18 protein-coding genes and 1 tRNA gene are annotated in these 17440 nt (G+C 71.1%); 10 read left to right on the top strand and 9 right to left on the bottom strand.

Annotated features, from left to right (window positions below; translation table 11 throughout):
* From MFF56_RS00840 to MFF56_RS00825, 4 genes are all read right to left on the bottom strand, one after another.
* Complete coding sequence (locus MFF56_RS00840) at positions 1-1170, bottom strand: hypothetical protein (protein WP_156453836.1); 1170 nt, start codon at positions 1168-1170, stop codon at positions 1-3.
* Complete coding sequence (locus MFF56_RS00835; protein ID WP_082773145.1) at positions 1167-1688, bottom strand: DUF4365 domain-containing protein; 522 nt, start codon at positions 1686-1688, stop codon at positions 1167-1169. Before MFF56_RS00835 ends, MFF56_RS00840 begins: the two co-directional genes overlap by 4 nt.
* Before the next feature lie 178 nt (positions 1689-1866).
* Positions 1867-3630, bottom strand: coding sequence for a site-specific integrase (locus tag MFF56_RS00830; RefSeq protein ID WP_238229311.1), 1764 nt, complete (start codon positions 3628-3630; stop codon positions 1867-1869).
* A 101-nt stretch (positions 3631-3731) separates the two neighbouring features.
* Positions 3732-3808, bottom strand: a tRNA-Arg gene (locus MFF56_RS00825).
* A 375-nt stretch (positions 3809-4183) separates the two neighbouring features.
* Here MFF56_RS00825 and MFF56_RS00820 point away from each other — a divergent pair.
* Positions 4184-4657 (top strand): MarR family winged helix-turn-helix transcriptional regulator, encoded by a 474-nt coding sequence (locus MFF56_RS00820; protein WP_066924134.1) that lies wholly within the window; start codon positions 4184-4186, stop codon positions 4655-4657.
* 26 nt (positions 4658-4683) lie between these two features.
* On the opposite strand, the gene MFF56_RS00815 is transcribed toward MFF56_RS00820, so the two are convergent.
* From MFF56_RS00815 to MFF56_RS00805, 3 genes are all read right to left on the bottom strand, one after another.
* The gene (locus MFF56_RS00815; RefSeq protein ID WP_066924137.1) at positions 4684-6009 is read right to left on the bottom strand and encodes an alpha-amylase family protein; all 1326 of its coding nucleotides are present in this window, start codon (positions 6007-6009) and stop codon (positions 4684-4686) included.
* A 165-nt stretch (positions 6010-6174) separates the two neighbouring features.
* The gene (locus MFF56_RS00810) at positions 6175-7590 is read right to left on the bottom strand and encodes an FAD-binding oxidoreductase (RefSeq protein WP_066924138.1); all 1416 of its coding nucleotides are present in this window, start codon (positions 7588-7590) and stop codon (positions 6175-6177) included.
* Positions 7591-7676: 86 nt separating this feature from the next.
* A complete protein-coding gene (locus tag MFF56_RS00805; protein ID WP_066924140.1) occupies positions 7677-8339 on the bottom strand; it encodes a GntR family transcriptional regulator in 663 nt (220 codons plus the stop codon).
* 140 nt (positions 8340-8479) lie between these two features.
* Here MFF56_RS00805 and mdcA point away from each other — a divergent pair, with 140 nt between their 5' ends.
* The 8 genes from mdcA (at position 8480) to MFF56_RS00765 (ending at position 15553) form a co-directional block, all read left to right on the top strand.
* A complete protein-coding gene (gene mdcA, locus MFF56_RS00800) occupies positions 8480-10126 on the top strand; it encodes a malonate decarboxylase subunit alpha (RefSeq protein ID WP_066924142.1) in 1647 nt (548 codons plus the stop codon).
* Positions 10127-10133: 7 nt separating this feature from the next.
* Complete coding sequence (gene mdcC / locus MFF56_RS00795) at positions 10134-10442, top strand: malonate decarboxylase acyl carrier protein (RefSeq protein ID WP_066924144.1); 309 nt, start codon at positions 10134-10136, stop codon at positions 10440-10442.
* Positions 10443-10445: 3 nt separating this feature from the next.
* Entirely contained in the window at positions 10446-11375 is a 930-nt protein-coding gene (locus tag MFF56_RS00790) for a biotin-independent malonate decarboxylase subunit beta (protein WP_066924146.1), read from the top strand.
* Positions 11362-12078, top strand: a complete 717-nt coding sequence (gene mdcE / locus MFF56_RS00785; protein ID WP_066924149.1) for a biotin-independent malonate decarboxylase subunit gamma — start codon at positions 11362-11364, stop codon at positions 12076-12078. Before MFF56_RS00790 ends, mdcE begins: the two co-directional genes overlap by 14 nt.
* Positions 12071-12721 (top strand): malonate decarboxylase holo-[acyl-carrier-protein] synthase, encoded by a 651-nt coding sequence (gene mdcG, locus MFF56_RS00780; RefSeq protein WP_066924151.1) that lies wholly within the window; start codon positions 12071-12073, stop codon positions 12719-12721. The genes mdcE and mdcG overlap by 8 nt, the downstream gene beginning before the upstream one ends.
* A 233-nt stretch (positions 12722-12954) precedes the next feature.
* On the top strand, positions 12955-13755 hold the full coding sequence (locus tag MFF56_RS00775) for a triphosphoribosyl-dephospho-CoA synthase (RefSeq protein ID WP_238229358.1): 801 nt from the start codon (positions 12955-12957) through the stop codon (positions 13753-13755).
* The gene (locus MFF56_RS00770; RefSeq protein ID WP_238229310.1) at positions 13752-14687 is read left to right on the top strand and encodes an acyltransferase domain-containing protein; all 936 of its coding nucleotides are present in this window, start codon (positions 13752-13754) and stop codon (positions 14685-14687) included. Before MFF56_RS00775 ends, MFF56_RS00770 begins: the two co-directional genes overlap by 4 nt.
* A gap of 38 nt (positions 14688-14725) precedes the next feature.
* Positions 14726-15553, top strand: a complete 828-nt coding sequence (locus tag MFF56_RS00765) for an alpha/beta hydrolase (RefSeq protein ID WP_066921007.1) — start codon at positions 14726-14728, stop codon at positions 15551-15553.
* Positions 15554-15638: 85 nt separating this feature from the next.
* On the opposite strand, the gene MFF56_RS00760 is transcribed toward MFF56_RS00765, so the two are convergent.
* Both MFF56_RS00760 and MFF56_RS00755 read right to left on the bottom strand, forming a co-directional pair.
* Positions 15639-16004, bottom strand: coding sequence for a YybH family protein (locus MFF56_RS00760; RefSeq protein WP_066921005.1), 366 nt, complete (start codon positions 16002-16004; stop codon positions 15639-15641).
* Between the two features lie 13 nt (positions 16005-16017).
* Complete coding sequence (locus MFF56_RS00755) at positions 16018-16491, bottom strand: OsmC family protein (RefSeq protein ID WP_066921003.1); 474 nt, start codon at positions 16489-16491, stop codon at positions 16018-16020.
* A 409-nt stretch (positions 16492-16900) separates the two neighbouring features.
* Between MFF56_RS00755 and MFF56_RS00750 the strand changes: the two genes are divergently transcribed.
* Positions 16901-17329, top strand: coding sequence for a PAS domain-containing protein (locus MFF56_RS00750; protein ID WP_066921001.1), 429 nt, complete (start codon positions 16901-16903; stop codon positions 17327-17329).
* Positions 17330-17440: the final 111 nt, after the last annotated feature.

Genomic DNA, 17440 nt, shown 5'->3' with positions numbered 1-17440 from the left:
TTAGGCGTGCTTGTCTTTGTCAGTCGGTAGAACTTCGAAATCTGCCAAATCGTTCAAAACCCACCTTCGTCCCAACCTGTCGAGAATCCCGCTCACTGCGATCTGTCGGAAGCTCGTATGCGCATCGACCGCTTCTCGGTACTCTTGCGGTGGAAGGCGTAGCGTGACGGAAATATCACCCAGTTCCTCGCTTTCCCAGCTAACAGCAATTTCGCGCGATCCTGAGCTGCTGAATAGGTCGGCTGGATTTTCCCTAGTGCTAAGCCTAACTACCCTGCCTTGTATTCTCTGGCGACGATTAGGTTTTTGAACGCGCAGAGACGATGCTGCGAATTTTATAACGCCTACTGCTTCACTCGATATCTTGATTTGTTCGCTTTTGGAAACGTCGTCCGTTGTCTTCCACTCGGGCGAAAGCTCGAAGCCAAAGCTGATTATATTTGCGTCTGTAGATTCAATCATGCGTACTAGCTCGTCGCACATATCGGCATTAAATCCGAACCCAAAATTGCGCGAGATAGCTTCAGGCTCCCCTGTGGCACTGGCTTTTGCTATGGTTCTGAAGCCTCGAATCAGGCGTTTCATAACCATGCGTTCGAAGGGCGGAGGATGAATGTCTTCGTCCGGCAAGCTCCTGTCAGGATGCGGCCCTACCGGGGATTCGATGCGAAAGCCAAAGCTACCCTCAAAGGTATGCCCTAGCCTGCAGCGATGAGCGTATTCCTCGCTTTCGCTAGGCAACGCGACTTGAAAGGGATTTGGTTCGATTTCCATCGCAGCTGCCGCAGTAAGCAGTCGCCGGGAAGTCCGCAGGAAGTTTTCAGCTACCCTAAGCTTTATGCTACTTCCGTGCCAAACCATATGATCTGGAAGGCTGGCCTTTAAAAGGTCGGTTGCGATAAGTTGAACGCTTTCGGAAATCTGATTCGTATCTCGATCTTCGACGCCAGCAAGCGTACGTAGAGCGAACTCGACGCGGCGAGCGATGTCTGGATCATGATTATCAGTTGGAAGAACGATTTTAAGCTCTTGTCGATCGCCGCTAGCTAGTACAAATAGCTCTAGATCGGATCTTTTCAGCGACTTCCTCTTCCACCCATAGGCCGCCAAATAACGCCGGAGGTAGCCAATGGATGTTGCCGGAGTCGCAGAGGTAAAGCTGTTGCTCATGGTTCCAGCTCCAACTCAGCCGCAGCCTCTTCCTCCAAGATCGTCGCGAGTCGTTCTGCTGTAAAAATATTTACTCGCGGCACTTTGATCCTTATGGTTGTAGGATTCAAAGTTATAGCACCAGTCGGCTTGAACCAATAGCAGCACTGTCGAAGAACGAGATCGTCTTCGGTAGTGGTCAGCCACTGATCCATTTTCGAGTGCAGACAGAGAACAATGAGAATGAATGGTATGGCGCGTGATCTACGCCTGATAAAATCATTAAATGTTTTAGCTTCGAGATCATAAATGATCTCAGTTTCATTGGCAGACCACCGCGTGGTCGCCTTTAATTGAAAATCTACTGCGGTTCCGGATTCGACTCTCCGGCCATTATCGAAGATTTCGACGTGCCTGAACGAGCCATCGACTCCGTAGTCGTGCACACGGCCCACCAGCAAATTAGCGCCTGCTCTACCCGCAATTGCATGGACATAGGCGAGGGAGAGGCACTCTTGGGTATGCTGGATGGTGATCACTTGCCCCCCGGCCTGCGACCGTTGCCCGCCGCCTTATTGCCCAGCCAGCCGCAGTTGTACCTACCTGCGCATATACGACAAGAGCGAAGTTCACCTCTGTTTGCGGATAGGAGAGCGTACGCGGTCCTCTTAGCGGAATCCTCCACCTGCGCTACTCGAAGGCAGGTCGTTATGCATGTCACCGCTCCTCCCACCTCAAGCTCCGCACAGCGTCCGGCGCCTCGATCCGCGCCAACTCCTCCGCGAGCACCTTCAAGCCGAACCCGCCGTACCTCCGGCCGAGGCCTCCGCCTGTGTGCCCGGTGAGCGCATCGTGCACGTCCTCCCCGAGGCGTGCCGCCCGCGCCAGCTCCTTGAAGCTGTGCCGGAAGGAGTGGAACACCTTGGTGCGATCCTCGATGCCTGCCTTGTCGCGCAGGTATCGGTTGAACCACTTCGACCATGGCCCGTTCTGCCGCCCCTCCTTGTCCGCCTCGACGTTCGGCCACAGGGAGGCCTCGGGCTTGGCCCCGCCGTCCAGAAGGGCTTGCCGGTAGCGAAGGAGGCCAATGCGCTCCAGCTCAGGATGCAGCGGGATCTTCCGGCGGGAGGAGGCGGTCTTGATGCTCCGGCCGCCCGCCGTGCTGATATCGAGATACCAGACCCCCGTCTCCCGATCCTGAGACAGGTCCGTAAGGCGAAGCTGCGCCAGCTCGCCTTGGCGGGCGCCAGACAGCAGCGCAAGAACCGGGAGCCAGAAGGCCGCCTCGCCGCCGCCGCCTCGCGGGCGCTCCCCGCTCCGGAAGACCCCCGTGGTGAAGATGGCCGTGAGGTCCGCGGCGCTGAACGGTTGCCGCTTCTCCTCCACCCTCGCATCCACCACCAACTTGGTGCCCTTGCCGAAGGGGTTCTTGAAGTCCGGCACACCGTCCAGGCTCCCGGCCGCCTCCGCGTGGTTGGCGATGGCGGCGAGGATGTTGAGGGTCTTGTTGATCGTGGCCGCGTGCTGCGGGGCGTAGGCGCTGAGGTCTCGCTTGAGGAGGTCGCGCATCGGTAGTCGCTTCAGGTCGCCGGGCAACCGTGTGGGCACCCGGGCGAGATTGTCCCTGAAGTCCCGCGCCTTCTCCCGCGTGAGGTCGCCCAGCCGGATATCCCCGTGCCACTCCGTGAGGCGCCGCACCGCGTAGTCGGCCTCAAGCAGCGTCCGCTCGCCCGGCTTCTTGCTGCCCCGAGCGCCACTCCCGGTCTTCCATGCGGCATAGGCTTCGGACAACGTTGGCCCCCTCCTGCGGCTCGGCGCGGGGGTGGCGATGGCCTTGCCGAGTTGACGCTCCAGCTTCGCCTCGTAGGCACGCACATGGGCTCGCAAGATCGCCATGGCTGCCTCGCGGTAGTCGCCCGAGTCCGGCTCGATCGGGATGCCGCGGTGGCGTAGGAAGGCTCGGCACTCCGCATCCACGACCTGAGGGTTCTGGCGTGCGAGTGCCCTGGCATAATCGCCGTGCAGCAGTTCCAGCTCCTCGCCGTAGCCCTCGAAGAAGTCCTCTTCCATCCATCGGCCGTCGAGCGCGATGGCCCTCAGGTGCGGCAACTCCGCTCTCGCCTCGGCGGTCTGAAGCTGCTTGCGGGCGTCGCCATCGGTTCGCGCCGCATCGTCGGCGGCCAGAAGCGCGGCAAACACGTCCGCCTCGATCTCCTCGACAGACGGCATGGCGGACCGGCGCAGAGGGGCGGCCATCGGTGCTTCGCCGCGCTTTGCCCGCTCGGCCGCCACGAAGTCCGCCTCACAGTCGCTCAGGCAGCGAGCGTAGGGCTGGACCGCCTTCCGCGCTTCCTTGGTCCGGAGACTCTTCGTCCAGTTCGCCTTACCCGTCCAAGGGGCGGGCATGAAGGGGCGCAGCTCGGCGGGAATGACCCGGCGGAAGTAGAGCGTCCCGTTCCGATCCGTGGTTCGGTAGGCCATGCGTGCCATAGCATTTTGCATCACCGGATTGCAGGACCGGCGGCTGCTTAAGGCACTGATTTAAGGGGAATTTCAGGCCAAGCAATGGCTTAGCGTAGTGATGGCGCGCCCGAAAGGATTCGAACCTCTGACCCCCAGATTCGTAGTCTGGTGCTCTATCCAGCTGAGCTACGGGCGCCTGTCGGACCGGGCTGGCAGCGGCGCCGCCCCGTCCGTGAGCGGGTGTCTAAGGGGTCGTTTCCGGCTTGGCAAGTCCTTTTCTCGCCGATGCCGACGGTCCGGTTTCGGTGGTGCGGCAGGGGCCGCTTCATCGGTTCCGCGCGGACGGCGCCGACCAGAGCCGGGCCCGCCCGCGGGCGAACGGAGCCTCCGGCGCAGGGACCGGACCGGGATCCCCTGGGGCCGCGGGCGAGGCGGCTCTTGAAACCGCGGACGATCTATCCTTCGATACGGGTGGGGAAATTTCGGCTCTGGCGCAGGGCGCATCCTCGGGTATCGTAGGGGAGAGGGCATCCGGCCAGATGCGTTGCCGGAACGGTTGCGAGCGAGTCTGATGGTTCTTGTCGACGACAGACGGGAGGAGGCGGATCCGGCGCGCGATCCGCTGCTGCTCGACAACCAGCTCTGCTACGCGCTCTACGCGGCCGCCCACCGCATGACGAAGGCCTACAGGCCGCTCCTCGATCGCATCGGGCTGACCTATCCGCAATATCTCGTCCTGCTCGTCCTGTGGGAGCAGGACCGCGTCACCGTCTCGGAGATCGGGCGGCGCCTGCGGCTCGATTCCGGTACGCTGACCCCGGTGCTGAAGCGCCTGGAAGGGGCCGGCTTCCTGCTGCGCAGCCGGCGCCAGTCGGACGAGCGCGAGGTCGAGATCGCGCTCACCGCGGAGGGGCGCGGCCTGCGGGGCGAGGCCGTGCGCGTGCGGGAGAGCGTGATGTGCCAGCTCGCCCTGAGCGAGCCGGAAGTGCGGGCGCTGCGCACCGACCTCAACCACCTGATCGAGAGCCTCGGCGCGAACGACTGAGCCGCGGGCCGCCCGCTCCGGCCGGTTCAGGCGCAGGAGAGCACCGCCCAGGCATGGGGCGGAACCAGGATGCGCGCGCCGGCCGCGCCGGGATCGATCACCTGCCCGGTCCCCGCCTCGACGGCCCGCCCCCGCGGGGAAGGCAGGGCGGCCGGTGCGTCGTCGAGGTTGAGCGCGAGCAGGAGCGCGTGCCCGTCCGCGTGCGGCCGGGCCACCATCTGCCGGTTGGCCAGATGGTCGATCCGGATGCGCGCCCGGTGCAGCCAGGGATGGGCGCGGCGCAGCCCGGCCAGGTCCCGGTGCAGGCGGTAGGTCGGCCAGCCCTCCGCCGGGAGGCCGGCGGGCGTCGCCGGGAATTCCGGCCGGACCGCGTCGTCGCCCCCTTCGCGCTCCTCCTTCACCCCGCGAAACCCCTGCTCGTCGCCCGCGTAGATCGCGGGCGTGCCGCCGCAGGTGAGCAGCACCGCGAGCGCCGCGCCCAGGTGGCGCGGGTCGGCGAGCCGGCTCGCGATCCGGGTGACGTCATGGTTGCCCAGGAAGGTCAGGGGCACGAAGCGGTCGAGGAAGCCATCATGGCGCTCCAGGGCGTGGGCCAGCTCGTAGAGGTTGCGGTCGTTCAGCGCGCTCCAGATCGCCTTCCAGAGCTCGTACTGGGTCACGGCGTCGAGGCCGCTCGCCGCCACGAAGCCCGCGTAGTCGCCGTGGATCACCTCGCCCACGAAGTAGGCCTCCGGATGGGCGGCACGCACTCGCGGCAGGACCCGGGCCCAGAAGGCGGGCGGCACCGCGTAGGCCGCGTCGAGACGCCAGCCGTCGGCGCCCCGCGCCAGCCAGTGCGTCATCACCCGCTCGACATAGGCGGCGACCTCCGGCGCGTCGTGGTTCAGGGTGACCAAGTGCCGGTGCCCCTCGAAGCAGGCGTAGTCCGGCTCAAGCCCCGGCCCGCGCGGCCAGGACAGGCGGAACCAGCCCGCCCGGGGCGCGTCCGGGCCCGAACGCAGCACCTCGGCGAAGGCCGGGAAATCGCGGCCCACATGGTTGAACACCCCGTCGAGCAGCAGGCGCAGCCCCCGGGCGCGGGCCGCCGCGACAAGCGCGTCGAAATCGCCCTCGTTCCCGAGGCGCGGGTCGATGCGGAAGTGGTCGAGGGTGTCGTAGCCGTGGGTCGCGGCGGCGAAGATCGGCCCGAGGGCGAGACCGGTCGCCCCCATCTCGGCGGCGTAGTCGAGCCAAGCCTCGAGGCGACCCAGCCTGTGCACCGGCCCGGCCTCGTCCCGCGCCGCGCGCGGGGCGCCGACGAAGCCGAGCGGGTAGACGTGCCACCACAGGGCGCTCTCGATCCAGCCGGGCACGTCGCCTCCTCGCAGTGCGGTCCACCGGCGCGGAATGTCGCGCACGGCCGGTTGGTTGCGGCGAGCGGTGCCGAAGGCCGCCGGGTCGGGGTTTCGAAAGGTCGAGACCTTTCGCGGGTCCAGGGCGGAGCCCTGGCCTCCGGCAGCGCCGGCCCACCGGGCCCGTCAGGCCTCCAGCATCTTGCCCGGGTTCATGATCCCGAGCGGGTCGAGGGCCCGCTTCAGGGCGCGCATGGCGGCGAGGGCCTCCGCGCCGTGCTCGGCCTCGAGGAAGCGCATCTTCTTCTGGCCGACGCCGTGCTCGCCGGTGCAGGTGCCCTCCATCGCCAGCGCGCGCGCGACGAGGCGGTCGATGAAGCCGGTGGCGCGCGCGACCTCGTCGGCGTCGTCCACGTCGACGAGGAGCTGGGCGTGGAAGTTGCCGTCGCCGACATGGCCGACGATCGGGGCGAGGAGGCCGCTCCCGGCGATGTCGCGCTGGGTCTCGGCGACGCAATCGGCGAGGCGCGAGATCGGCACGCAGACGTCGGTGGCGACCGCCCGCGCGCCGGGCCGCAGTCCGAGCGCCGCCCAGTAGGCGTCGTGGCGCGCCTGCCAGAGACGGCTGCGCGCCTCGGCCTCGGTCGCCCAAGCGAAGGCGCCGCCGCCCTCGCCGGCGGCGATCTCGCCGAAGCGCTCGGCCTGCTCGTGCACCGAGGCCGCGGTGCCGTGGAACTCGACCAGCAGCAGCGGCGTCTCGGGGAGGTCGAGCTTCGAGTAGGCATTGCTGGCGTGCACCTGCACCGCGTCGAGCAGCTCGATCCGGGCGACGGGCAGGCCGGACTGGATCGTCAGGATGGTGGCGTCGCAGGCCGCCTTCACGCTCGGGAAGGAGCAGTGCCCGGCTGCCGTCGCCTCCGGGATGCCGCTGAGCCGCAGGGTCAGCTCCGTGATGAGGCCGAGCGTGCCCTCGGCGCCGACGAGCAGGCGGGTGAGGTCGTAGCCCGCGGCCGATTTCCGGGCGCGGCTGCCCGTGCGGACGATCTCCCCGTTGGGCAGCACGGCGGTGAGGGCCAGCACCGCGTCGCGCATCGTGCCGTAGCGGACCGCGTTGGTGCCGGAGGCCCGCGTGGAGGCCATGCCGCCGAAGGAGGCGTCGGCGCCCGGGTCGATCGGGAAGAACAGGCCCTGGTCGCGCAGGTGCAGGTTCAGCGCCTTGCGGGTGAGCCCCGCCTCGACCACGCAGTCGAGATCCTCGGCGTGGACGGCGAGGATCCGGTTCATCCCTGAGAGATCGACGCTGATCCCGCCGTAGGGCGCGTTGACGTGGCCCTCCAGCGACGAGCCGGTGCCGAACGGGATCACCGGCACCCGGTGCCCGGCGCAGAGGCGGACCACCGCCTGCACCTCCGCGGTGGTGTGCGGGAAGACCACGGCGTCCGGCGGCTGGCTCGGAGCCCAGGTGAGCGTGCTGGCGTGCTGCGCCCGCAGGGTCTCGGAGGTCGAGAGGCGCGTGCCGAAGCGCTCCTGCAGTCCGGCGAGGACGGCGGCGAGGGCGTCCGGCGCGGGACGGGCCGGCGGTAGAGGAGCATGCGCGCTCATCGGCGATCGAGACCCGTAGCGTCTTGCGTTGGCCGGATGGGTTTAGAGCGGATGGCGGGCCGAGGGAAACCGCGCCGGTCCGCCGCTCAATGCTCGGCGATCCAGCGGGCGAGCGCGTTGGCCGCGTTGAGCATGTGCGCGCGCATGCGGCGGGCCGCGGCCTCGCCGTCGCCCTCGGCCATGGCGGCCAGGATCTCGCCGTGCTCGGCGTGCGAGCGCGCCATGCGGGCGTCCTGGCGCAGCTGCGTCCGGCGGAAGGCGACGAGGCGGGTGCGCAGGGCCAATGCCTGCTCGCCCATGAAGCCGTTGTGGGTCGCTCCATAGAGCGTCTCGTGGAAGACGAGGTTGTGGGCGTCGTAGGCGTCGAGGTCGCCGCGCGCGATCATCCCGGCGGCGCGCTCCTGCAGCTCCATCAGCCGGCCGCGCTCCAGAAGCGTCATCCGGTAGGTGGCCAGCCGCGCGCACATGGCCTCGATCTCGGCGGTGGTCTCGAACATCTCGGTGATGCGCTCCGAGGTCATGCGCGTCACCACCGCGCCTTTGCGCGGGCGCACCTCGACGAGCCCGTTGAAGGCGAGCTGGCGCAGGGCGTCGCGCACGGGGGTGCGGGAGGCGCCGAAGCGGTCGGCCAGCTCCTGCTCGTCGAGCGCGGTGCCGGCCGCGAGGGCGCCGGAGACGATCGCGTCGGTGAGCGCGTTCCGGATACGGTCGGAGAGGAGTTCGCGCTCCTCGGCGCCGGCACTCTCCATGACACCCTCCCGCGGTCCGAACACGCGCAGCCTCTTGACGCCGCGCTTGCGTGGGATACCGATATCGCCAAATCGATGCCTTGTGAATGCACGAGTACCGGATTAGGCACGTTGTGAATGCGAGATCGGGGTGGGCAGCGATGACGGACTGGCGCAGCGAGGCGAGGCTCCCCGACGAGCGCATCGCGGCCGGGCGAGCCTACGCGGACGGCAAGGTCGTTCCGGCGACGCGGGCGGTCGCGCTGCTCGAGGCGGTGCTGCGCCCCGGCGACCGGGTCTGCCTGGAGGGCGACAACCAGAAGCAGGCCGACTGCCTCGCCCGCGCGCTCGCCGCCTGCGACCCGGGTAAGGTCCACGACCTGCACATGGTGCAGTCGGGCATCGTGCTGCCCGAGCATCTCGACGTGTTCGAGACCGGCATCGCGCGGCGGCTCGACTACTCGTACTCGGGTCCCCAGGGCGGGCGCATCGCCCGGATGCTCTACGGCGGGCAGATCGCGCTCGGGGCGGTGCACACCTACCTGGAGCTGTTCGCCCGCTACTTCATGGACCTGACGCCGAACGTGGCGCTGATCGCGGGCGTCTCGGCCGACCGGGAGGGCAACCTCTACACGGGCCCGAACACCGAGGACACGCCGACCGTGGTGGAGGCCACCGCCTTCAAGAACGGCGTGGTGATCGCGCAGGTGAACGAGATCGTCGAGCGCGTGCCGCGCGTCGACATCCCGGGCGACCGGATCGACTTCGTGGTCGCGGCGGACAAGCCCTTCTACGTCGAGCCGCTCTTCACCCGCGATCCGGCCGCGATGACCGAGACGCAGGTCCTGATGGCCATGATGGCGATCAAGGGCATCTACGCGGAGTACGGCATCCGCCGCCTCAACCACGGCATCGGCTTCGGCACCGCGGCGATCGAGTTGCTGCTGCCGACCTACGGCGAGCGGCTGGGGCTGAAGGGCAGGATCGCCACGCACTGGGCGCTCAACCCGCACCCGACGCTGATCCCGGCGATCGAGGCGGGCTGGGTGCAACAGGTGCACTGCTTCGGCTCGGAAGTCGGCATGGACCGCTACATCCGCGAGCGGCCGGACGTCTTCTTCACGGGCCGGGACGGTAGCTTGCGCTCCAACCGCGCCTTCTGCCAGACGGCGGGGCTCTACGCCTGCGACCTGTTCATCGGCTCGACCCTGCAGATCGACCTCGCGGGCCATTCCTCGACCGTGACGCGCGACCGCGTGGCGGGCTTCGGCGGCGCGCCCAACATGGGCTCGGACCCGCACGGGCGGCGCCACCCCTCCGACACCTGGATGAAGGCGGGGCACGAGGCGCAAGGCGTCGGCGATCCGATGCTGATGCGCGGGAGGAAGCTGGTGGTGCAGCTCGTGGAGACCTTCGGCGACAAGCTGGTGCCGACCTTCGTCGAGCGCCTCGACGCGCTGGAACTGGCCAGGAAGACCGGGCTCGAGCTCGCCCCCGTGATGATCTACGGCGACGATGTCACGCACATCGTCACCGAGGAGGGCATCGCCAACCTGCTGCTCTGCCGGGACGCCGACGAGCGCGAGCAGGCGATCCGGGGCGTGGCCGGCTACACCGAGATCGGGCGCGGGCGCGACCGGGCCAAGGTCGAGGAATTGCGCGCCCGCGGCATCGTGCGCCGGCCGGAGGATCTCGGCATCGAGCCGCTCGACGCCGACCGGGCGCTGCTCGCCGCCAAGTCGATCAAAGACCTCGTGCACTGGTCGGGCGGGCTCTACGAGCCGCCGGCCAAGTTCCGGAACTGGTGAGGCCGCCATGGAATCCCTGACCTTCCGCCACACCACCGAGAAGCCGCTCGGCGGCACGGCGCCGAGCGCGATCACGGGCGTGGTCGCCTCCGGCAACCTCGAGATCCTGCTGGAGCGGGTGCTGCCGCCGGATGCCTGCGAGGTCGCGATCGAGACGCCGATCGCGGGCTACGGCCCGGTCTGGGAGGCCGTGGTGGCCGATTTCGTCGCCCGCGCGCAGCCCGGCGGCCTCCGCATCAGCATCAACGACGGGGGCGCCCGCCCCGACACCGTGTCCCTGCGCCTGCTTCAGGGCGCCCGCCTGATGGAGGCCTGAGCCATGGCCGCACCCATGGCCGCGGGCACCGACCCGCGGGCGCTGAGCTGGTACGAGGCCACCGCCCGCCAGCGCGTCGCGGCGCTCGCCGATCCGGGAACGTTCCACGAGTTCCTGCCGCCGACCGAGCGGCGGATGAGTCCGCACCTGCCGCTCTTCGACCTGCCGCGCGCCTTCGACGACGGCATCGTGGTGGGACGCGCCCGGCTCGACGGCAAGCCCGTGCTCGTCGCAGCGCAGGAGGGCCGCTTCATGGGCGGGGCCTTCGGCGAGGTGCACGGCGCCAAGCTGATCGGTCTCCTGCGGGCCGCGCGCGATCTGCGGCCCGCCGCCGTGCTGATCCTGTTCGATACCGGCGGCGTGCGCCTGCAGGAGGCCAACGCGGGCGAGACCGCGATCGCCGAGGCGATGCGGGCGATCGCGGAGCTGCGCGCCGCGGGCGTGCCGGTGATCGGCCTGATCGGCGGCCGGGCGGGAGCTTACGGCGGCGGCGGCCTCATCGCGGGCGCCTGCTCGCGGCTCGCCGTCTCCGAGGGCGGGCGCATCTCGGTCTCGGGGCCGGAGGTGATCGAGACCAACCAGGGCGCCGAGGAGTTCGATTCCCGCGACCGCGCGCTGGTCTGGCGCACCATGGGAGGCAAGCACCGCCGGCTCATCGGCGGCGCCGACGCCTTCGCGGCCGACACGGTGGCGGCCTTCCGGGCCGCCGCCCTCGACCTGATCGGCCGCGCGCCCGCCTTCGATCTCGCCACGCTGGAGGCCGAGCAGGCCCGCCTGGAGGCGCGCATCGCCCGCTTCGGCGATTGCCGCGACGCCACCGAGATCTGGGCGCGGATGGGCGTCAACGATCCGGACGCGGTGCCAGCCATGACCACGGCCTCCTTCGACGAGACCGTCGCCCGGGTGGCGGAGGCGCACCATGACGCTCGCTGAGATCCTTGCCTCGCTCTTTCCCGAGGGCCACGCCGTCCGGGTGGCGGACGGGCTCGTCACCGGACGTGCGCCCTTCGACGGGGCCGAGGCCGCGGTGATCGGGATCGACGGGGACACCCCGCTCGGCGTCGAGGGCGCGCTCGCCCTGTCGCGCGCCGTGCTCGACGCGGTGCGGGCGGGCGACAGGGTGCCGATCCTCGTGCTGGTCGATTCCGACAGCCAGCGCATGAGCCGGCGCGACGAGTTGCTCGGCCTCAACGAGTGCCTGGCCCATCTCGCCAAGGCGCTGTTGCTCGCCGACCGCGCCGGCCACCCGACCGTCGGCCTGATCTACGGCCACTCGGCGGCGGGCGCCTTCATCGCGACGGCGCTGGCCACGCGGGTGCTGGCGGCGCTGCCCGGCGCCAACCCCAGCGTGATGGACCTGCCCTCGGTCGCCCGCGTCACCAAGCTGCCGCTGGAGCGGCTCGAGGAGATGGCGAAGTCGACGCCGGTCTTCGCGCCGGGGCTCGACAACATGGTGGCGACGGGCGCGGTCCACGCGGTGCTCGACCCCGCCCGGCCGCTCGACGCGCAGGTCCGCGACCTGATCGCCGGGCTCCCCGCGGAGGACGTCCGCGACCGACTCGGCGCCGAGCGCGGCGGCCGGCCGGTGGCGCAGGCCGTCGCCGCCGCGGTCGCCGCCGAGGCCCGGCGTGGCTGACGACCTGCGGCGCCACGACCTCGTCCGGGCCGAGGCGCAGGCCTTCGCGGACTTCGTCGCGCGGCGGCCGGACCTCGACGGCGCGCCGCTCGTGGCCGACTGGGCCGTCCGAGGCCGCCCGCTGATCGTGCGCCGCTACGCGCCGGGCGAGGATCGCGCCCGTGTGCCCCTCGGCCTGCCGCTGCCGCCCGCGGCGGGCAAGCGCCGGATCGGCCTCGCCCTGCCGTCCGCGGCGCTGACCCCGCTGCCCGCGCCGACCCTGGCGCAGGCGCGCGCGACGGCCCCGGAGGCGTGGCGGCCGACGATCGACGCGCTGCTCGCGCTCGGCGCGGCGCACGGCATCGTCCCGCGCCCGTTCGGGGCCCTGCTCTGGCAGGCGCTGACCGGGCTCGCCTACCTCTCCCCCGCCTCCGACCTCGACCTGCTCTGGCCGGTCGCAGACCTGCCCGCTGGCTTCCTCGCCGGCCTCGCCGGGATCGCGGCGGCGGCGCCGATGCGCATCGACGGCGAGGTGATCTTTTCGGATGGGGCCGGGATCCAGTGGCGGGAGCTGCACGAGGCGGGCGGCCCGGTGCTCGCCAAGCACCGCGACCGGCTGGAGATGCGCGACGTCGCGGAACTGCTGCCACGGGAAGCCGCATGACGGGCGCGCCCTCCCCATCTCCCTCCCCCCTCTGCGGGGGAGGGTGGGCCGGCCGTAAGGCCGGGTCGGGAGAGGGGAACCCGGCTTCCGGAAGGGAGGCGGCTCTCACGCTGGGTCCAGCCCGATCCTGCACCGTCGTTCCCCTCTCTGCGGGACTTCGTCCCGACACCCCTGCTTCGCAGGGTACCCTCCCCCGCAGAGGGGGGAGGGGGGCGGTAGCGCCCAGCGCGCACCTGGCCGCGCTCGCCGTCGCGGCGCTGCGGCTCGAACTCGACACCTACCCGAAGCCCGGCCTCGTCAGCCGGGTCGACAGCGGCAGCCACGCCGACATGGACGCGGCGACCTTCGCGGCGAGCGCCTCCGCCCTCGAACCCCATTTCGCCGCGCTGGCCCGCGCCGGGGCGGCGGGGCTCGCCATGCCGGCGCTGCGCCGTATCGGCCTCGAGGCGGAGGCCGCGATGCGAGCGGCGACGGGCGGCGTGAACACCCATCGGGGGGCGATCTTCGGCCTGGGCCTCCTCGCCGCCGCCGCGGGCGCGCTCGGGCCCGGCCCGCTGCCCGCGGGCGCGCTCGGCGCCCACGTGCGCGAGCGCCACGCGGCGGGGATCCTCGGCGGGCCGGAACTCCTGCACGCGCCGGGCGCCCGCGCGCGGCGTCGCCACCGGATCGGCGGCGCGCCGGCCGAGGCGGCCGCCGGGTTCCCGACCCTCTACCGGGTCGGCCTGCCGGCCTTGCGGCGCGCGCGGGCTCTCCGCCCCAGCGATGCGAACGCCGCCCGGGTCGGCTGCTGCCTCGCGCTGGTCGCGGCGCTCGAAGACACCAACCTGCTCCACCGCGGCGGGGAGGGCGGCTACCGCTTCGCCCGGGATGCCGCCGCCCGCTTCGATCGCGCGGGCGGCGTCGCGCGCGACGATTGGTTCGCGCGGGCGGCGGCGCTGCACCGCGCCTTCGTCGCCCGCCGGCTCAGCCCCGGCGGCGCGGCCGACCTCCTCGCCATGACCCTCTTCGTGGATGCCCTGGAGACGGGCCCGTGACGCTCGCGGTGCTGCTCTCCGGCCAGGGCGGCCAGGGCCCGGAGATGTTCGCGCTCACGGGCGACGCCCCGGAGGCGCGCGCGGTCTTCGAGGCCGCCCGGCCGCTCCTCGGCGGCGCCGACCCGCGCGACCTCGTCCGGACGCCCGGCGCGGACCTGCACGGGAACCGGACCGGCCAGATCCTCTGCTGCGTCGCGGGGCTCGCCGGCTGGCGGGTGATCGCCCCGGTCCTGCCCGCCCGCACGATCGTGGCCGGCTACAGCGTCGGCGACCTCGCCGCCTGGGGATGCGCCGGCCGCCTTGCCCCCGAGGCGGTTCTGCGGCTCGCCGCCGCCCGCGCCGAGGCGATGGATGCGGCCTCTGGCCCGGGCTTCGGGCTCGCCGGCATCCGCGGCGTCGCGCTCGCCCGCGTCGCGGCCCTGGCGGAGCGCCACGGCTGCCACCTCGCCATCCGCAACGCGCCCGACAGCGCCGTGGTCGGCGGCCCGCGCGACGCCCTCGACGCGCTCCGGGCCGAGACGCTGGCGGCCGGGGCGCAGCGCGCCGTGCTGCTCGATGTCCGCACCCCCTCGCACACGCCGCTGCTCGCCGCAGCGGGCGCGCGGTTCCGGGACGGCCTCGCGGCCGAGACCCTGGAGCGGCCGGGGCCCGGCGCGCCGCGTCTCGTCGCCGGCCTCGACGGATCGGCCGTGTTCGACGCCCGTGCGGGCCTCGACAAGCTCGCGCGGCAGATCTCAGAGACGATCGACTGGGCGGCCTGCCTCACCGCGGCCCGCGAGTTCGGCGCCGAGGCGGTGCTCGAACTCGGCCCCGGCCACGCGCTCGCCACCATGGCGCGGGACGCCCTGCCGGAGGCGCGCGTGCACGCGCTCGCTGATTTCCGCTCGGCCGGGGGCGTGCGGGACTGGATCGCCGCGCCCCGGCATGGTTGAAGCCCGCCGGGCGTTGGGGACGGGGTGCAGGTCCGGGGATGAGCGCGGCGCGCGTGGGGGACTCGGAGCGCTCCCTGGAGATCATCCGCCGAAAGCCGGCGCGTGACGGCGGGCGGCCGCGGCTCCTGTTCGTGCACGGCATCTCGGTCGGCGCCTGGATCTGGGACGCGCACGTGCTGCCCTGGTTCGCCGAGGCCGGGTTCGAGGCCTGCGCCCTCAGCCTGCGCGGGCACGGCGAGAGCTGGGGCCGCGACCGCCTCGCGACGTGGCGGCTCGCCGACTACACGGACGACCTCGACCGGGCCGCCCGCGGCCTCGGCGGCCCGCTCGTGGTGGTCGGCCACTCGCTCGGCGGCGCGGTCGTCCAGAACTGGGTCCGCGCCGGCGGCCGGCCGCTCGGCATGGCCCTGCTGGCCTCCGTGCCCCCCTGGGGGCTCGCGCCCTCGGCCCTGCGCATGGGCCTCCTGACGCCGGACCTGTTTCGCGCGGTGCTGGCGATGAGCCTGCACGGGGCGCGGGCCGCGGACCCCGCGATCCTGCGCGCGGGCCTGTTCTCGGACGACGTGGATGCGGCGAGCTTCCGGCGCTTCGTGGCGCGGGTCGGCGAGGAGTCCCGGCTGGTCGGCCCCGAGCTGCAGGGCTGGCCGCCCTTCGCGCCGCTGCCCTGGCAGGCGCCCCGCAGCTTCGTGCTGGGCGGGGCCGACGACCGCTTCATCCCGGCCGACGAGGTCTGGCGCACGGGCGCCTATTACGGCTGCCGCCCCCACATCGTGCCGCGCCTCGCCCACGCGCTGATGCTGGAGCCGCGCCGGGAGGAGGCCATGGTGCCCTTGCGCGACTGGCTGCACACGCTGCCGCGGACCTGAGGCCGGCTCAGGTGCGGAAGGTCCCGGATCACCGAGGTCGGGACCGTCGGCGGGTCCGGGGCGGAGCCCCGGAGGATGCCGGGCCTCAGGCCGGCTTGGGCAGGCGCACCTTGAGCTGGTCGATCACCCAGCGCCAGCGCCCGTCCGGCCCGCAGCGCGCCACCTCGACCGAGAGGGCGCCGTTCGGCAGGGTGGCGAAGGTCAGCGCCAGGTCCCCGTTGCGGACCGGCGGGAGCACGGTCGCGGCCGGGAACTCGGAGCGGCGCGCCAGCAGGTCCGTGTAGAAGCGCTCGATCTCCGCGTGGCCCGTCGCCGCGACGTCGCCGGCCGCCAGCACCGCCTCCGGCTCGTAGAGCGCGACGAGGCCCGCGACGTCGCCCGCGTTGGCGCGCTGGTTGAACAAACCCGCGAGCTCTTCCGGCGCCCCGGCGCCCGATCCTGCCTGCTGCATGGTCGTGTCTCCCTCAATCGGCTGCGTCTTCACCGAAGCCCGTCGCGTGCAGGCGTGTTCCCTCCCGGTCGCTGACCGAGACGGCGACCGGGATGCCGGCCTTCACGCTCTCGGAGACGGTGCAGAAGCGCTCGAACTGCGCGAGCACCCGGTCGATCCGGTCGAGGGTGCGCGCCTCCGTCCCGAGGGTGATCGCGACGTCGATGCCCACGATCCGCAGGCGTCCTTCCGCGTTGCGGGCGATCCGGCAGCGAGCCCGCGTCTCCAATCCTCCGGCCTCCTGCCGGAACTTGCCCAGCGCGAAGACGAGGCTCGCCGAGAGGCAGTTCGCGACGCCCGCGACCAGAAGCTGCTCCGGGCAGGGCCCTTCACCGCGGCCGACCGGCTCGGCCTCGTCCACCGTCAGGGCCGGGAGCGCCGCCCCGAAATCCAGCTCGAACCGGTAGGCCGAGACCTGACGCAGCGTGATGCCGGGTCCTTCTTCCATGGCAGCTTCCCGTCCTCGCATGTTGTGGGATACAGTCCACCAACGAAGCGCCTGCCGCAAGGCGGCGCGGTGCCGTCGCGCGCATGGTGCATTGCGACAAGATCTCGTGAAGTAACCGCGGCCGTTCCGGGCGGAATTACAAAACCCGGTCAGTCTTACATCGGTCCCGCCGGCCCTGCCTTGACCGCCCGGACCATTCTGGCATACCACATTCCAATTGGACGGCGCGATGCAACGGCTCCGCACCGGTCCGAGAGCGGCCCGCATCCCGGAGAGAGGCGTGGCATGGACCGTCGCACCGGCGGCGGTCCCGGCTGGCGCCTCCGCTGCGGCCCGCACGCGAGAGGTTCGGTCGGGCGTGGAGACGCGCCCGACCCACACGACAGAGGCACGCGACAGCGGAGGCGGAATGAGCCGCGACGTCGATTACGCACAGGTCGTGGCGGCTTCCGGGGACGCGGTCGTCGTCTCGGATGCCGACGGCGTCATCACGGTCTGGAGCCCGGCCGCGGAGCGGATCTTCGGGTTCCCGGAGGCCGAGGCGCTCGGTCAGACGCTCGACCTGATCACCCCGGAGCGCCACCGGCGCCGGCACTGGACCGGCTACGCTGAGACCATGCGGACGGGCGTGACGCGCTACGGCAGCGAGGTGCTGCGCGTGCCGGCCCTGCACAGGGACGGCCGTCCGCTCTCCATCGCCTTCACGGTCGGCCTGATGAAGGAGGCCGACGGTGAGGTGACCGGCATCGTCGCGGTGATCCGCGACGACACCGCCCGCTGGGAGGAGGAGCGCAAGCTCCGTCGCCGCCTGGCGGAACTCGAACCGGTCCCCGCCTGAGGGGCCGGCCTGACAGGGCACGACACGAACGCGGACGGAGCCGCCCGGTACGATTCGGAGCACCAAGACTTCGATAAATCTAAGCTTTCGTCGTCAAGCACTCGACATACA

Source organism: Methylobacterium hispanicum (assembly GCF_022179285.1).
Classification (GTDB): Bacteria; Pseudomonadota; Alphaproteobacteria; order Rhizobiales; family Beijerinckiaceae; genus Methylobacterium; species Methylobacterium hispanicum.
This window is presented reverse-complemented; position numbering and strand designations above follow the sequence as displayed.

Excerpts from the sequence above, each read along its gene's own strand:
- MFF56_RS00810 (WP_066924138.1), bottom strand. The coding sequence starts at position 7,590 with ATGAGCGCGCATGCTCCTCTACCGCCGGCCCGTCCCGCGCCGGACGCC.
- mdcA (WP_066924142.1), top strand. The coding sequence starts at position 8,480 with ATGACGGACTGGCGCAGCGAGGCGAGGCTCCCCGACGAGCGCATCGCG.
- MFF56_RS00805 (WP_066924140.1), bottom strand. The coding sequence starts at position 8,339 with ATGGAGAGTGCCGGCGCCGAGGAGCGCGAACTCCTCTCCGACCGTATC.
- MFF56_RS00760 (WP_066921005.1), bottom strand. The coding sequence starts at position 16,004 with ATGCAGCAGGCAGGATCGGGCGCCGGGGCGCCGGAAGAGCTCGCGGGT.
- mdcE (WP_066924149.1), top strand. The coding sequence starts at position 11,362 with ATGACGCTCGCTGAGATCCTTGCCTCGCTCTTTCCCGAGGGCCACGCC.
- MFF56_RS00840 (WP_156453836.1), bottom strand. The coding sequence starts at position 1,170 with ATGAGCAACAGCTTTACCTCTGCGACTCCGGCAACATCCATTGGCTAC.
- MFF56_RS00765 (WP_066921007.1), top strand. The coding sequence starts at position 14,726 with ATGAGCGCGGCGCGCGTGGGGGACTCGGAGCGCTCCCTGGAGATCATC.
- MFF56_RS00830 (WP_238229311.1), bottom strand. The coding sequence starts at position 3,630 with ATGGCCTACCGAACCACGGATCGGAACGGGACGCTCTACTTCCGCCGG.
- MFF56_RS00750 (WP_066921001.1), top strand. The coding sequence starts at position 16,901 with ATGAGCCGCGACGTCGATTACGCACAGGTCGTGGCGGCTTCCGGGGAC.
- MFF56_RS00790 (WP_066924146.1), top strand. The coding sequence starts at position 10,446 with ATGGCCGCACCCATGGCCGCGGGCACCGACCCGCGGGCGCTGAGCTGG.
- MFF56_RS00755 (WP_066921003.1), bottom strand. The coding sequence starts at position 16,491 with ATGGAAGAAGGACCCGGCATCACGCTGCGTCAGGTCTCGGCCTACCGG.
- MFF56_RS00820 (WP_066924134.1), top strand. The coding sequence starts at position 4,184 with ATGGTTCTTGTCGACGACAGACGGGAGGAGGCGGATCCGGCGCGCGAT.
- mdcC (WP_066924144.1), top strand. The coding sequence starts at position 10,134 with ATGGAATCCCTGACCTTCCGCCACACCACCGAGAAGCCGCTCGGCGGC.